This window comes from Microbulbifer maximicatervae (SeqCode) (assembly GCF_056231245.1).
Map to the genome: position 1 here is coordinate 3,437,037 of NZ_CP174334.1, position 16,308 is coordinate 3,453,344.

7 protein-coding genes are annotated in these 16,308 nt (G+C 46.6%); 2 read left to right on the forward strand and 5 right to left on the reverse strand.

Going from position 1 to position 16,308, the window contains the following annotated elements; genetic code table 11:
* The first annotated feature begins 80 nt into the window (after positions 1 to 80).
* Positions 81 to 4,838, forward strand: a complete 4,758-nt coding sequence (locus ACJJIS_RS15050) for a CapA family protein (RefSeq protein ID WP_475708438.1) — start codon at positions 81 to 83, stop codon at positions 4,836 to 4,838.
* Between the two features lie 145 nt (positions 4,839 to 4,983).
* Here the strand turns inward: ACJJIS_RS15050 and ACJJIS_RS15055 are convergent, their stop codons facing one another.
* From ACJJIS_RS15055 to ACJJIS_RS15075, 5 genes are all read right to left on the reverse strand, one after another.
* Positions 4,984 to 5,892 (reverse strand): transglutaminase-like domain-containing protein, encoded by a 909-nt coding sequence (locus ACJJIS_RS15055; protein ID WP_444905978.1) that lies wholly within the window; start codon positions 5,890 to 5,892, stop codon positions 4,984 to 4,986.
* Entirely contained in the window at positions 5,892 to 7,136 is a 1,245-nt protein-coding gene (locus tag ACJJIS_RS15060) for a beta-barrel domain-containing protein (RefSeq protein WP_444905979.1), read from the reverse strand. The genes ACJJIS_RS15055 and ACJJIS_RS15060 overlap by 1 nt, the downstream gene beginning before the upstream one ends.
* Positions 7,137 to 7,158: 22 nt before the next feature.
* Positions 7,159 to 9,357, reverse strand: a complete 2,199-nt coding sequence (locus ACJJIS_RS15065) for a type I secretion system permease/ATPase (protein ID WP_444898133.1) — start codon at positions 9,355 to 9,357, stop codon at positions 7,159 to 7,161.
* Positions 9,354 to 10,784: a TolC family outer membrane protein gene (locus tag ACJJIS_RS15070; protein WP_444932586.1), complete on the reverse strand. Its 1,431-nt coding sequence runs from the start codon at positions 10,782 to 10,784 to the stop codon at positions 9,354 to 9,356. Before ACJJIS_RS15070 ends, ACJJIS_RS15065 begins: the two co-directional genes overlap by 4 nt.
* A gap of 144 nt (positions 10,785 to 10,928) precedes the next feature.
* Positions 10,929 to 14,465 (reverse strand): BapA/Bap/LapF family prefix-like domain-containing protein, encoded by a 3,537-nt coding sequence (locus ACJJIS_RS15075; RefSeq protein ID WP_475708439.1) that lies wholly within the window; start codon positions 14,463 to 14,465, stop codon positions 10,929 to 10,931.
* A gap of 275 nt (positions 14,466 to 14,740) precedes the next feature.
* On the opposite strand from ACJJIS_RS15075, the gene ACJJIS_RS15080 reads away from it, so the two are divergent.
* Positions 14,741 to 16,300, forward strand: coding sequence for a carboxylesterase/lipase family protein (locus tag ACJJIS_RS15080; RefSeq protein ID WP_444932584.1), 1,560 nt, complete (start codon positions 14,741 to 14,743; stop codon positions 16,298 to 16,300).
* Positions 16,301 to 16,308: the final 8 nt, after the last annotated feature.

Below are 16,308 nucleotides of genomic sequence, written 5' to 3' on the forward strand. Positions count from 1 at the left end.
TACTCGTTCAGGAAAAGCACCCGAGCCGACCAGCAGAAAAAATACTGCCACGCTTTTTTAATAGAGAGATAAGTCGCGACATGTCCCTATCCAACATGCTCGTTCAAGTGCGTGCTCAGGTTGAGCAGGCATTGAGGAGCCAACGCCCTCCTTATACGTTGTTTTTTTCAATTAGCGATGTAAAGAAGCGTGCCATCGTAAAACATAAAACGGCGGCAGATATTGCAGAGGTATGGCAAGACCTAGCAAAGATCATCCAAAGTGCAGCAAAATCGCACAGGGTGAACCCCTGCTGGTTGAGAGTTGACTGGGTAACTCAAAAAAGTGCAATGACGTTTGCTGGGCTGGAACAAATACTTAGAGATACCAAACGATCATACTTTCGCTATGGTCTGGCATTGGATGATAACTGTGATGTCGCATTCCTTGAACAGGAACTCAATGCTAATGCCATGCTTTATGGCGGGAATCAGATCGATCACGTAATCATCAACGAGAATAATTTCCTTGCCTATGCTAAGAAACGTTTTGGACTAAACACCAAGTTAGATTTTTCAGATGACAGCCCAGTATATCTTCTGTCAACTCAGGGGATTTTTTGTGAAGCTAAACGTGAACCCGTCTGCCTCTATGGTCCAGGATTAGACGCTGGTCGGCGTATCATCGAAAAACTAAATGCTAATACTGTTACGAAATTAATTAAAACAAGCAGCCATTACCTGGGCAGCCAAGTCAAAAACAATGGAGCATTCCACTATGGTTGGCATGCCTGCTTCGACCGGAAGATAGATACCTATAACAATTTGCGTCATGCAAGCAGTACCTATGCGATGATTGAAGCCTGGGAGGTAACCGGTGATAAAGCACTGATGACTTCCATCCTTCGGTCACTAAAGTACCTGACAGAAAAGCTAATACAATCCGCGCTCCTTCCTTCAGGGAAGATGGGTGCATTTTTAGTAGAGTCGAATAATGAGATTAAATTAGGGGGCAACGCTGTATCACTCCTGGCACTAGTAAAGTACTCTGAGGTAACAAAAACCGAACACTACTCCGATTTAATGGAGCAGCTGGCACTTGGTATGGAGTACATGCAAGACGCCGTCACTGGGCAATTTTGTCATGTTCTTGAATATCCTGAACTTCAAGTTAAAGACAAGCATAGAGTCATCTATTACGATGGTGAAGCTGCCTTTGGTTTAATGCGTCTTTACGGATTTACTAAAGATTCCCGCTGGCTGACATTGGTCGAGAAGGCATTCAATTATTTTATCCGAGCTGAGCACTGGCGTGCCCACGATCACTGGCTGAGCTACTGTGTCAATGAGCTGACACTATATCGCCCTGAAGAAAAGTATTATCAGTTCGGTATTCGCAACTTTTCCAGTTACTTGGATTTTGTTGAAAATAGAATCACCACCTTCCCAACTCTGCTTGAATTGATGATGGCTGCTGAAAAGATGGTGACTCGCTTACGCAAAGAGCCCAAGTTTCAGTACCTACTAGACCAGGTAGATCTAAAGCACTTTTACAGAGCGTTACACAAACGTGCAATGTACCTCCTAAACGGCTATTTCTGGCCCGAAATAGCCATGTACTTCAAGAATCCCAGACGAATCTTAGGAAGCTTTTTTATACGGCACCATGCTTTCAGAGTTCGTATTGATGATGTCGAGCACTATCTATCTGGTTTTATCGCCTATCGAAATTATCTTATTGCCGCCAAAGATATACCGGAGGATATTGAGGAGGCATACCAAGAAATGCTTATCGAACCAGCTGCCGATTCACACAAGTCATTGCCTGTGCTCGCTTGGGGGGGGGACGTAAACTTGGCACGAAGGCAACATTATCGCACGGCACAATTTGGAACCGAGAAAGTGCTCGGCACAATTATTGCCCTAAAAAACGCAGATATAAGCGTAGTGAATCTAGAGTGTGTGATAGGGACTGAGGGCGAACAAGGAATCAGTAAGGGAGAGTCATCCCCATACTATTACCGAGCCCGCCCTGAAATGCTATCCGTGTTAATGGAGGCCGGTATTGATGTCGTTGTTACTGCAAACAATCATAGTGGGGACTATGGAAGCAAAGCACTTTTGGAGCAACAACACTGGCTGGATGCAACCGGTATCGGTTACGCTGGATCAGGTATTAATATCGAAGAAGCACTTACCCCAGTATATCGTCCCGCCGGTCGGCTAAACGTCGCCATTTTCTCTATTGATGCCACACAGCCCCGCTTTGCCGCAGGTCCAAGTACGCCTGGTTGCGCTCATCTACCACTTACCATACCCAGCCTCTGGCTTGATAACCTAAAGCCTAGGATTGAAGCAGCGCGCAAAAAAGCACATCTCGTGCTCGTCGCTGTTCATTGGGGAAACAACAGAGAACCAAAACCAAGCGAAGATGAAATAACCATTGGCCACGCCATTATCGATGCCGGAGCAGATGGTATATTAGGTACCAGCGCACATAACCTACAAGGTATTGAAATTTATCAGGACAGACCTATTATCCACGATGCTGGGGATCTTTTGTTCGATGCGGTCCGACGTAACCTAGCCGATAGTGGAATCTTTCGCCTCCAATTAAGCGAAAATGGAATAGAAAAAATCATTTTTGTGCCCGTAGGTGTTGGGTTTGGTTTCAGTAAGCAACTAAGTGGAGATGTAGCAAAAGATCTTACGCAACGATTTTCGAAAGCTTGCTCAGAGCTGGGGACACACCTGACCTTAAATCCAGATGGTAGCGGAACCATTCTACTGTCACCTCCAGACAGGCAATACCGTAAACTTCCCCATCTTCTTAAAACCCATTACAAACGAGAAGTAATTAGAGAAAAGCGTCCATTGAACCCTAATTGGACTGTAGATCAAGTCCCCCTAGATGCTCGCATCCCCCCAATAAAATGCGGGCCGCTTAAACTATTGGGAGTAAGATTTTTTCCGCGTGAAATAAAGACTAGACAAATGTTATGGGTAGAGTCATTTTGGACTACCGATAAAAAGGTAAAGGAGGATTTCCGTTTAGATTTTCGAGCGATCCCAATCAAAGAAACATCTATGCCTTATTGGGGAAAGGCGATGGACCACGATCCTTGTGATTGGCAAGTACCCACTTCTCGATGGGAACCAGGAAGAATCTACCGTGACTTTTATGGGTTAAGGGCCCCGGCAGCCAATCAAATTAAGCCTGTTCACCTTAAACTTGCCGTAGGTATTATTTCCAACACACAACAAGTAAAGCCTGTAATTGTTGGCGGAATGATTACACAGCTAAACTTTTCTAAGAAGCCGCCACAAATTCCTACATACAAAACAGATTTTCCTCCGGCTGTATACCAACATACGCCTATGCAAACTTGGAATGCTCAACAACTTGAACTAGTTTCTGGAGGAAAATGGCTAACGCCGCCACCTGAAAATTGGTACATTCGCAGCGTAATTTCTGGGAGTGGATTTTTAGACCAAGCAGTGGGGCCTGTCTTATTTGTTGCTCATACAAGTAAAGACAGAGATTTTCACGAACAGCGCTCAAAGCCATCTGCCAATTACTTTGACTGCCATAAAACCCTTCCTGAATTTGCACATCGTATTGCTGGCGCCATTGTTTCCCACCCTGTAGATGGATTACCTAAGGAACTGCCTGTACTTCAAGTTGAAGACCCATTAAAAGTTATAATTGAGCTCGGATTAGCAGCCAGAAAACGATTCCAAGGCGATGTCATTGCCATTACAGGTACTGCAGGAAAATCAAGCACCCTAAAAATGCTTGTGCAAATTCTGGGCCCCAAAGAAAAGATATTATCCAGTTTAGGTAACTATAACTCACGTGTAGGCGCACCTTCGATGCTTGCCAGTCTAAATCCTGACCATGAAGCTGCCGTTATCGAAGTGGCTCAGAGCGCATTATGGATGAAACGAGGCCCCATCACAAGACAGATAAAACCAACTATATCTATAATTACGGAAATTGGTCTATCACAAACTAACCATCGCATAAAATCAGTTGAAGACACTGCGAAATGGAAATCGTGCATTTTTGACGGATTAACGAATTCTTCAGTAGCTATATTAGGGGACCACCTAAAGTGCTTCGACTATATTCTTTCGCAAGCAAAAAAATATGCTAAAAAAATAATAGTGTTTGGCAAAGGAGAAAGGGCAGATGTTAAGATAATAAATATTGATGCCGATGAAACTGGAAGCAATGTCACACTACAGTTCCCAACTCAAAGATTAGAATTAAAGGTTCCCGCACCCAGCACTGGCATGATGTACAATGCCATAGCTGCTATTTGTGCAGCTTACGCGCTAGATAAAGACCTAGCCCAATGCGCAAATAGATTGCTTGACCTAGAACTTGATGAGGGACATTTAAAAAGAAAAAATTTAAACATTCAAGGTAAATCCCTAACACTTATTGATGATAGCTGGAACGCTGAAGTTTGCTCCATGATTAATGCATTCTCAGTATTTTCTCAGAGTAAAATAAAAAATAATGGACGAAGAATTGCGGTACTAGGTCGCATTGTCCATTTAGGTAAAAAAGCACAAGAATTACATGAAAGTCTCACTCACCCCTTACTCAACAGCAATGTTAACTGGGTAATAACACACGGTGAGGAAATGAAATTTCTCCGGGAGTTATTACCGGAAGAAATTTTAGGACCACATTTTTCAGAGGCTTCACCTCTCGTTGACTATCTAGCTGATTTCTCCCAGGATTCAGACCTAATACTTATCAAAGGATCCAGAAGGGACTCCGACTTTGGCTCAATCCCCATCCTACTAGAAAAACTTCAAAAAACCGGACAACCCATAGAGGTAGAATAAAACTTAAAATCCAACACATGACAACTCAAGAAAAACATGATACAGATCAAACTTACACATCTGGCCGACAGATGTAATTCGCTATACCACTGCACGCCCTACTAAACCCACCCATAACAAATAATTGAATCCAGAAATTCAATATTTATTGCAAACTCCACAAAACAGAAACACTAACATTATTTTTTTTACCTTTAAAATCTTTCGGAAACAAATTAGACCAAACCCATGAAAACTCTCGAGTAAGAACAATTTTACTTATACTACCCTTACCGAAACCATATCCAAGATAAGGCTTCTGCGCCAAATTGGGGTCTACCGGCACCCACCGACCACCCATAAAAACTTCAGCGGCATGATGATTAGGTCGATCAAATCTTTTTTTCTTGGAAAAAAGAAACTCTGAAGTAACTCTTGCAGGATACCCCATAGAGCGTGCCAATGCGACAAAAAGCGCCGCATGCTCTGTACAATCACCCTCCCCTGACTCAAGGCCCGCCAGAGCGCCTTTTGTAGGCTGAACTTTATATTTAATTATTGCTTGAGGAATCAAAAAAGCTGCCCTCAAACGACTCTCTTCATCTTCAAAAGTATTTTGTATTTTAAGGGATAACTTTTTAATTGGAGTGGAATCTGACTCGATAAACCTCGCTGACTCTAAGTAAGTACCACTTGGAAAAAAGTCTCGCCCCCTGCTCAATTGAGTATAATCATATGAAGTAAGCATTAAATCAAACTCAACAATCCTGGAAACTGTCCTTCCAGCAGGAATACTCAGCACAAACTCAAGGTACTTAGAACCCCCTACACCATGCTTCTTGTAAATAATTTTTTCTGGATAATTATATCTAATCTTCTTTAATGACTGCTGCAAACTATACTCTACAGGCATAGAAAGTCTTTGAACATAACCATTAATATCCTGCTTCGAAGAGTTCGTAATTGCGACCTCAACCGAAAGAGTAACAATTTTTGATTCAGCTTGAGATAAGCTAGAAAGACCAAAGAAGCCAAAAACAATGTGCACCAATGAGTTAGCTAACCATTTCGCCATTACCTTTCCCGTAGCGCCTCACCCGCCTTATTGATTGGCTTCATAAGATAATCAAAAACAGTTTTCGAACCCGTTTTTATATCTACCGCTGCAATCATACCTGGCACTATCGGAAATTTATTACCCTCATGATTTTCCAGAGAATCAGTATCTGTGAGGATGAAAACCTTATAATAGTATTCGCCTGGCACAAACTCATCTTGAATCGTATCAGGAGATATAGTCGTCACTGTACCATTTAAGTCACCATAAATCGTATAGTCGTATGCAGTAATTTTTACTTTAGCTACCTGCCCAGGACGAATAAATGCGATATCCCTGGGGGAAATTTTTGCTTCAACTAAAAGCTGATCATCAAGTGGGACAATCTCCATTATCTTTCCATTTGGGGGGATTACGCCACCAATAGTTGTAACCTCAATAGCTTTAACAATGCCTCTTACAGGAGATTTGTGAGTAAGTCTTATTAGTGAGTCAGAACGCCCCTCAACTACAGAAGACAGCGCCTCAACTTCAGCACTAAAGTTTGCCAACTCCTCTCGGGCTTTCACCATGTACATAGATTTTATCTCATTTATCTTTGTCTCCAACTCAGACTTTTGTCTTTGCAGACGTAAAAGATCAACACTACTGGCTGCCCCTGATTCGACAAGCGACCTGGTGATAGACAACTCTTTATTGACCAACTCTAGGGTTTCCTTTGAACCTTTCAACGATTCTGCTAATCCTCTCCGCCGCGTATCAAATAGTTTTCTTTCTTTAGCAATAAGCTCCGCATGCGAAGACAGTTCCTCTGGAAATTTAATCGATGTACTATTTACCTCAGCACTCAATCGCGCGACACTAGCCAAAGCAGCTCTGTAGCGAGCCAATATTTCTTCTACATTCGAACGTAATTTTGTAGGATCCAACTGCGCCAACACTTCACCCTTTTCGACAATATCCCCCTCAGAAACTTTAAGATCCTCCAGTATTCCTCCCTCTAATGATTGGATAATCTGTGAACGCGAAGTCGGAACCACTTTACCAGCGCCAGAAGAAACCTCATCAACCTTGGCCAAGTAAGACCAAAAAACCAACGCGGCTAACAATAAAAAAAATACCCAAACTATTCTTCCTGAGCGTACGAGAGATGCATCATCAATATCATCCTCATATTGTTTTTCATCATTTTGTGAATCAATATCTAAGAGAGCGATGCGTTTTGGTTCGCGGCGAAAACCGAAGTCATCTGGAATTGGCATTACAGCTTCTCCATCCTAACCTCTAGGAAACTTCTTCATCCTTCTTAGGATCCTTCCGTCGAGAAAGAATAGAGAGTGCTTTTTCTTTTGGCTCATCGAGAACAACTCGACCACTATCCAGCACAATTATTCGATCTACAAAGCTAAGGATGCTAGTTCTATGAGTTGCAATAACAACTGTTTTGTTTACACTCCAATCTGATAATGCACAAATAAATTTTTTCTCAGTGGCTTCGTCCAGTGCTGAAGTAGGCTCATCCAGCAAAAGAACATTTGGTTGACGTAATAAAATCCTAGCAATCAGCAGAGACTGCTTTTGCCCTCCAGACAGCCCGTAGCCACCTTCTTGAATCATAGATCCCAAGCCTTTCGGGAGCTTACTCACAAAAGTCTCAGCACCACTCATTTTAAGTGCGACGAGAATTTCATCATCGCTGGCATTGGGAGAACCTAAGACAAGATTTTCATAAATAGTCCCATGGAATAGCCCTGTCTTTTGGCTAAGGAGAGAAATATCTCGTCTTACATCAGCGGGATCTATATGAGCCAAGCTGACATCATCTAACCGTAACTGACCACGAGCGGGCTCAATATAACCCGACAGTGCATGTAGCAACGTTGACTTACCGGATCCATTTCGACCTAATATAGCAATCCGTTCACCTTGAGTAATTTTTAATTCAGGAATAACTAGAGCGGGATCAGACGTATCATCTCCATAGTTATAAACCGACTGTTTAAAGTGATAATTTCCTTGAAGCGAGGACTTCTGCACTTTCTTTTCATCTTCAGGGTTATCAACCGGTAACTGCATAATCTGATCAATTCCTTTCATCGCAAACCGGGCTTGCTGCCAGCGGCTTAAAACCTGGGTGATATTTGCCATTGGTGACATCATCCGCGAACCAAGAATAGAGGCAGCAACCAGTGCGCCCGTTGTCATGTCGCCAGCCATGACCATCGGAGCTCCAAATAACACAACTACAGCAAAAACTGATGACTGCACGTTATGGGTCCAACTCAGTAAAACACCAACCAGATATCGCAGCTTTAGATTGGAATCTGCGGTGACTGCGTTGAAATGATTCCACTGCCCTTGAAAGCGCTGTTCCGCCTGCATGGCTTTTATATCTTCCAGCCCTTGAACCGTTTCTATTAGCATTGCATTACGTAGCGCTCCTTCTTTAATAGATTCCTTCGATAACTTTGCAAGCCTCGGCTGAAGAAGCAACCCAGGAATAATTAACAAGAAAACTGCTACAAGAGGTATTAGTGCCAAGCTCCCAGCAACCCACCACATAACAAACAGAAAGAGTACAAAAAAAGGTAAATCTGCAAGAGCCAAAACGGTGGAAGATGTAAACAATTCTCTTATGCGCTCAAGGTCTCTAATCTGAGAGATAAATGTACCGGTTGATTTTGGTCTGGCTTGATCTTTAACCCTAATAGCATGCCCAAAAACCAAATCCGACATACGAATATCAGCACGCTTCCCCAGCAAGTCCGTTACCCTGACTCGCATAGTACGCATAATAAAATCAAAGATAATTGCTACTACAACACCGCTAAATAGAACGTAAAGGGTAGGAAAAGACTCAGCTGGAATGACTCTGTCATAGACCTGTTTTGAAAAAACAATTCCAGCTAGTGCTAGAGAATTTGCAATTGTTGTGGCAATCATCACATGAAAATAGGGTTTCAAATCCCTAAGGATAATCCGGCGAAACCAATGCTTGTCTTCAGTCTTAACATAGTCATCTATACGAGAGTCTGTTGCCGTTCTCCTGGGACGAAATATAGCCAGGTTCAGAACATTATTTTTTAAATCGTCCAGATGTACTGTACTCTTTAGACCTTTATCGCCACAGTAGATAACACTCAGTTCCATATCTTTAGATACAGACTCTACAACAACTAACTGACCATCCACCAATTGGGCAACAATGGGCAAACGCCACGAATTGATCGCAGACTCATTGAACGAGCTGAATGTTGCCGTAAGCCCGGCCTGTCGCGCCATCTGCCTAACAACGCTTTCTATAGAGTTATATCCCCCCCAATTCCCAGCTATTCGGACCCTTTCATAAGAGCAATCAATTCGATAATGTCGAGCAATAGAAATTATTGCCTCACACCAAGGAGTAACGTTAGCGGCATTATTTTTAGAGCTGGAAAATGGCTTTTCAATTTCACCCGCAATATCTAATTGGCTTCCATTCAAGGCAACACCTCCACACCCTGAATCTCGGTTCCATCCAGTTTAAATGCCTCGCGCAAACCACCACGACTATGTAGACAATCTATTTTTAGAAGGTGCAAATCAAAAATCGTATTATTTTTTTCTCGGCGGGCAATGTGTAGCTCCTGTTCTGAATTTAGCAAATCAATTAGAGTCCGCGTGCCTAGAGTGGAATACTGCTGTTTATATAGATCCCTTGTTTCAGCTATAGCGCTCTCCCTAGCGCTAAGCGAACTCAAACTACGCATTAACCCTTCAGCTTCTTCTTGTGCCTCACGATATTTTTGGGTTACAAATAATTGTGCCGAGTCTCTCGCCGCATCAGCCGACAGCAAGGCATAACTCGCCCCCTCTCTTCCGGCAGATATCTTTCCACCTTGATAAATAGGCATGGAAACATTAAAGAAAATCGCCTTCTCATTACTATCAAGTGCATTGGCATCAACATAGTTTTGATCCAAGTACTGATTCACATTTCCATCAAGGGTTAAGGTTGGCCATGCATTTGCTTTTGCCGATTTAAGCTGTGCTTCAGCTTCAGCTCTAGATGCGGCAGCAATAAGTACATCTGGTACTGACGACAAATCAAAAGACTGGACATCACATGCTTGTGCGACGTCCTCAGGAACATACATAGCCACCCGAAATGGAGATTGGAATCCAGTGAGATTCTGTAAAGTGGTACGCCATCGGCGTAACAAAGCTTCTACTTGCTGTTTAGATGCCTGTGCAGCATCAACTCTTGATTGCGCCTGTAACACATCTGAGCGGGAACTAACTCCACGCTCCTTTCGAATTTGCACAAGATCAGCAATAGCAGATACGCCATTAACTTGTGCATCAGAAGTTAAAAGCAGAGACTGATAGCGCTGAACCTCAATTGCCGCTTTTGCGGTTCTCCTTGCAACTTCGTCAATAGATTGGAGAACTTCAGCCTGAGACCTTTGTACACCAGCCTTTGCAAAGTCAACATTGCTAGATACTTTGCCAAAGTCATAAACCATCTGGGAAATATTCACCTGGAACGCGTGTCCATCACCTTCGCTTTTGTACTCGGAGTCGTTCCCGGCCACAATTCCAGCATTCAATCGAGGAAAATATCCCGATCGTGCAGCTTTGACGCCTTGCCTCTGCTGATAGAGATTCCCAACGGCTTCTGCAATTAATGGATGCCAACCGACGGCTTGGTGCACCACTTCAAGCATATTGAATTCAGTTCGCTTTATACCTTCCTCATACTCCCTAAAGGAAAACTTTTTTAATGAATCATAAGCCTCTACTTCCATGCTTCTTGGGCTAATTACTTCAGAGGAACGGGGAGAACTTAATATATCGGCGTCAGCTGTGATTGACCAAAACACCAGAGTCAACACAAATGGTATTTTCATTTTCGGTTTAAACACTTCCACTATATTCACTTTCAATAATTACCGGGAGGTTAAACACTCTATTAACATCTAATTACATAAATTCTGTAGAGTGGCCACAAAAGTCTAGCCAAAAAAAACCGGGCCTTACGGCCCGGTACTTAAGTTAATTTGTCGCTTTCAGATCTAAGTGTCGCTCAAGCTGTTTTGTTGCCACATATCTCCGATAGTGTCGTCAATTGCTGCCGACATCTCCATCGAATCCATTACTCCACTAGAAATTTGGCTCGTATCTACGCCAGCCACCTCTCCAGCAGACTCGAATATTTGAGTATCGCTACCCACAGATTCGAATAGATCATCAAGAGTCAAGTCAGAGCCACTACCCAGCATGTCAATACCAGGCACAGTTGCAGTACCAACATCCAGTATGCCGTCAGAGTCCATTGCCACATCTGATCCAATATTGATGATGGTAATGTCAATATCAATATCGATATCAACTGAAATGTCGATGTTGATATCAATGTCAACGCTAGTATCGGCATCGGCATCGGCATCGGCATCGGCATCGGCATCGGCATCGGCATCGGCATCGGCATCGGCATCAGCATCAGCATCAGCATCAGCATCAGCATCAGCATCAGCATCAGCATCAGCATCAGCATCAGCATCAGCATCAGCATCTCCGTCCGGTTCCCAAGTGAATGACGGATCTGCCAACATATCTCCGTCGCCACCCAGAGTCGCTACATCACTTCCATGAAGCGCGCTCTGCTCGTGCGGATGATCTCCGATATTGATAATGATGATGTCGACGTCGATATCAATATCAATGTCGATATCAATATTTATGTCGATATCTACGTCGGCGTCCGCATCCGCGTCGGCATCCGCATCGGCATCCGCATCGGCATCCGCATCCGCATCGGCATCCGCATCCGCATCCGCATCGGCATCGGCATCGGCATCGGCATCGGCATCGGCGTCAGCATCGGCATCTGCGTCGGCATCCGCATCTGCATCTGCGTCAGCATCGGCATCGGCATCCGCATCGGCATCCGCGTCGGCATCCGCATCGGCATCGGCATCCGCGTCCGCATCGGCGTCAGCATCGGCATCTGCGTCGGCATCCGCATCTGCATCTGCATCTGCATCTGCATCTGCATCTGCGTCAGCATCGGCATCGGCATCCGCATCGGCATCCGCATCCGCATCCGCATCGGCATCGGCATCGGCATCGGCATCGGCATCGGCATCGGCATCGGCATCGGCATCGGCGTCAGCATCGGCATCTGCGTCGGCATCCGCATCCGCATCTGCATCTGCATCTGCATCTGCATCTGCATCTGCGTCAGCATCGGCATCGGCATCGGCATCGGCATCGGCATCGGCATCGGCATCCGCATCGGCATCCGCGTCGGCATCCGCATCGGCATCGGCATCCGCGTCCGCATCGGCGTCAGCATCGGCATCTGCGTCGGCATCCGCATCTGCATCGGCATCGGCATCGGCATCGGCATCGGCATCGGCATCGGCATCGGCGTCAGCATCGGCATCTGCGTCGGCATCCGCATCCGCATCTGCATCTGCATCTGCATCTGCATCTGCATCTGCATCTGCATCTGCGTCAGCATCGGCATCGGCATCGGCATCGGCATCGGCATCCGCATCGGCATCCGCGTCGGCATCCGCATCGGCATCGGCATCCGCGTCCGCATCGGCGTCAGCATCGGCATCTGCGTCGGCATCCGCATCTGCATCTGCATCTGCATCTGCATCTGCGTCAGCATCGGCATCGGCATCCGCATCGGCATCCGCGTCGGCATCCGCATCGGCATCCGCGTCCGCATCGGCATCCGCGTCAGCATCTGCATCTGCATCTGCATCTGCGTCAGCATCGGCATCGGCATCCGCATCGGCATCCGCATCCGCATCCGCATCGGCATCCGCATCGGCATCGGCATCGGCATCGGCATCGGCGTCAGCATCGGCATCTGCGTCGGCATCCGCGTCAGCATCTGCATCGGCATCTGCATCGGCATCTGCGTCGGCATCCGCATCCGCATCCGCATCGGCATCCGCATCGGCATCCGCATCCGCATCGGCATCGGCATCCGCATCAGCATCAGCATCTGCGTCGGCATCCGCGTCGGCATCCGCGTCGGCATCAGCATCCGCGTCAGCATCTGCATCGGCATCGGCATCGGCATCCGCATCCGCATCCGCATCTGCATCCGCATCTGCATCCGCATCGGCATCGGCATCCGCATCCGCATCCGCATCCGCATCCGCATCCGCATCCGCATCCGCATCAGCATCAGCATCAGCATCTGCATCGGCATCGGCATCGGCATCCGCGTCCGCATCGGCATCGGCATCGGCATCCGCGTCAGCATCTGCATCGGCATCCGCGTCGGCATCAGCGTCGGCATCCGCGTCGGCATCCGCATCTGCGTCGGCATCGGCATCGGCATCGGCATCGGCATCGGCATCAGCGTCGGCGTCGGCATCGGCATCGGCATCGGCATCTGCGTCGGCATCAGCATCCGCGTCGGCATCGGCATCGGCATCGGCATCGGCATCGGCATCCGCGTCGGCATCGGCATCGGCATCTGCATCTGCATCGGCATCGGCATCGGCATCGGCATCGGCATCGGCATCTGCATCTGCATCTGCATCGGCATCGGCATCTGCATCTGCATCTGCATCTGCATCCGCGTCAGCATCTGCATCTGCATCTGCATCCGCATCCGCATCCGCATCCGCATCCGCATCTGCATCTGCATCTGCATCTGCGTCAGCATCGGCATCTGCGTCGGCATCCGCGTCGGCATCCGCGTCGGCATCCGCATCTGCATCTGCATCTGCGTCAGCATCTGCATCCGCGTCAGCATCGGCATCTGCATCTGCATCTGCATCTGCATCTGCGTCGGCATCCGCATCCGCATCGGCATCGGCATCTGCATCTGCGTCGGCATCGGCATCGGCATCCGCATCTGCGTCGGCATCGGCATCGGCATCGGCGTCAGCATCGGCATCGGCATCCGCGTCGGCATCAGCGTCGGCATCCGCGTCGGCATCCGCATCTGCGTCGGCATCGGCATCGGCATCGGCATCGGCATCAGCGTCGGCGTCGGCATCGGCATCTGCGTCGGCATCAGCATCCGCGTCGGCATCGGCATCGGCATCGGCATCGGCATCGGCATCGGCATCAGCATCAGCATCAGCATCAGCATCAGCATCAGCATCAGCATCAGCATCAGAGTCAGAGTCAGGAATAAAAAATTGATCGCGATTGTCATCATCGTTATCGCTAGCCGCTACAGCGATAACAACAACTCCAAGTGCAATTAATGCAGGAATCCACCAAGAAATACCCGGATCGACTGGTGCTGGTGCTGGTGCTGGATAAGAAGCGCCACCAGCCGCAGCAAAGGCAGAGATTAAATCTCCATTAGAAGCCAACATAAGAGGCTCTCCAGCCCCTGTTAGCACTAGCTCACTATGCTCGCCATCTTCATCTAACAGGTAAAACCCTGAAATAATGACGATCTGGCCGGATTTTAAAACAATAACGAGGTCTATTCCGTCCTTGGAAAAAGACGCAATATCCTCAGGATCTGCGGGCATTTCGACAAGACCAGGAGAGGTCAAAGATAGCCCCTCCAGTGATCGCTCGTCGATTGAGCCCGTGGATTTGTCAAAGATTTTCGCAATCATGCTCTCACCAACTTCAAACAGTGCAACTTCCTAAATACACAGTTCATGGCCTGAGCTTAAAGACGGAAAATACCCCACTTTGAGCCCATCCGTGACTAGATTCACTAATACATTGCCTTACTAATTTCCCTCCATAAAAAAACAATTACGCCAGTACGTTTTTACGCGCACTACTTTTGTATGGACGTAATTCAAAACGTTTTCAAGGAGGAGTTAGGCAGCGGCAGGAGAAAAACAGTTTTCGTGCTAACTTCAGCAAGATTAGGAAGTTACAAATGACTACAGACCCGGAAATTGGCAGGCACTTAAACAAAAAACCTACCCCCGTTGTTGATACGCCTGCCGGGCCAATCATCGGAACCACAGATGAAGAAACTGGCGTGTATAAATTCTTGGGTATTCCCTACGCTCTCCCCCCTGTAGGGAATTTACGTTGGCTACCACCGCAAGAGTTGGACCGCTGGAAAAATCCCTTCCAAGCGCATAGCTTTGGTTCACCAGCAGCGCAAAACTCATCCACCCTAATGGAAGTTCGAGATCAAAACGGGAATCTTCCTGAAAGGGAGGAATGCCTCTATTTGAATGTATTCTCTCCCGCAATGTCGCAAGGAAAAAAGCTGCCAGTAATGTTTTGGGTTCATGGCGGCTCTTTTTACATGGGATCAGGATGCCAAGAAATTTACAATGGTAAATACTTGGCAGCTAGCGGTCGGACAATTGTTGTCACTATAAACTACCGTTTAGGCGCACTGGGATTTCTGCGTTTAAAGGATATTAGTGATATACCATCAACCGGCAATGAAGGGCTTTTAGATCAAATAGCCGCCCTACAATGGGTTCGGAAAAATATCTCAGCATTTGGCGGAGATCCAAACAATATCACTCTTTTTGGCGAATCAGCCGGGGCTATGAGTATTGCCTCCTTACTTGAAGCCCCACAATGTAAAGGTCTTATACGGCGTGCAATTGTCCAAAGTGGGCACCCAAGAGCCTCCCACTCCCAGCAAAGCGCCAATCATGTTGGTAAGACTTTCATTCAGCAATTTGAGGAAATCTCTGGTGGCATCTCACTACAAAACTGTCCAACCAAACTTCTTCTGAAAACACAAAAAGCAATACTCTCTGACACGTCTATGACAGCAAAATGGGGGCAACTACCATTTAAACCTGTCGCAGACAGGGAACTTTTTTCCCCTGAAAAAAAGCTCTCCCCGACACACCAAACATCTCTTTTGTTAGGGAACAATTTGGAGGAATGGAATCTCTTCAGCGCAATAAACCCTGAAAGCTTTAACATGGACTACCGGCAAATATGCACTCATCTAGAATGGCTTATCCCAGAGTCCGAGCTAAAGCCCCTACTCAGACATTACTATCAACTAGCAAAAAAAATGACAGACAACCCCTGGCCAGAATGGAGCCGAGCCTGGAACCTCTTGCTCACTGATATGGTATTCACCTTGCCAGGGCTGAGACACCTACAAAGTCATCAGGGGGAAAACTATCACTATCACTTTGCGCAACCCCTCGCTGCACAGCCTTTACTAGGGGCTTGTCACGCCGTTGAGCTTGGCTATGTATTTGGAACCCATAGCGATCAGTCGTTGAAAACACTATATGGTGCTGAAGAAAACCCCCATTTATTAAGTGCCACAATGCAACAAGCTTGGCTGAATTTTGCTGAAACAGGGAAACCCGGCAATGATTGGCCAGAGTTTTCAGGAAAACACAGTAAACGATTTGGCAGTCATCCCTCAGCCAGGGCGTTTAACTCACCAGAGCTTCTCAGTTTATGGCAACATATACCCGACGATAGTTTGAATGGTTATCTTTAGGTTGGCAT

Excerpts from the sequence above, each read along its gene's own strand:
- ACJJIS_RS15075 (WP_475708439.1), bottom strand. The coding sequence starts at position 14,465 with ATGATTGCGAAAATCTTTGACAAATCCACGGGCTCAATCGACGAGCGA.
- ACJJIS_RS15080 (WP_444932584.1), top strand. The coding sequence starts at position 14,741 with ATGACTACAGACCCGGAAATTGGCAGGCACTTAAACAAAAAACCTACC.
- ACJJIS_RS15050 (WP_475708438.1), top strand. The coding sequence starts at position 81 with ATGTCCCTATCCAACATGCTCGTTCAAGTGCGTGCTCAGGTTGAGCAG.
- ACJJIS_RS15060 (WP_444905979.1), bottom strand. The coding sequence starts at position 7,136 with ATGCCAATTCCAGATGACTTCGGTTTTCGCCGCGAACCAAAACGCATC.
- ACJJIS_RS15055 (WP_444905978.1), bottom strand. The coding sequence starts at position 5,892 with ATGGCGAAATGGTTAGCTAACTCATTGGTGCACATTGTTTTTGGCTTC.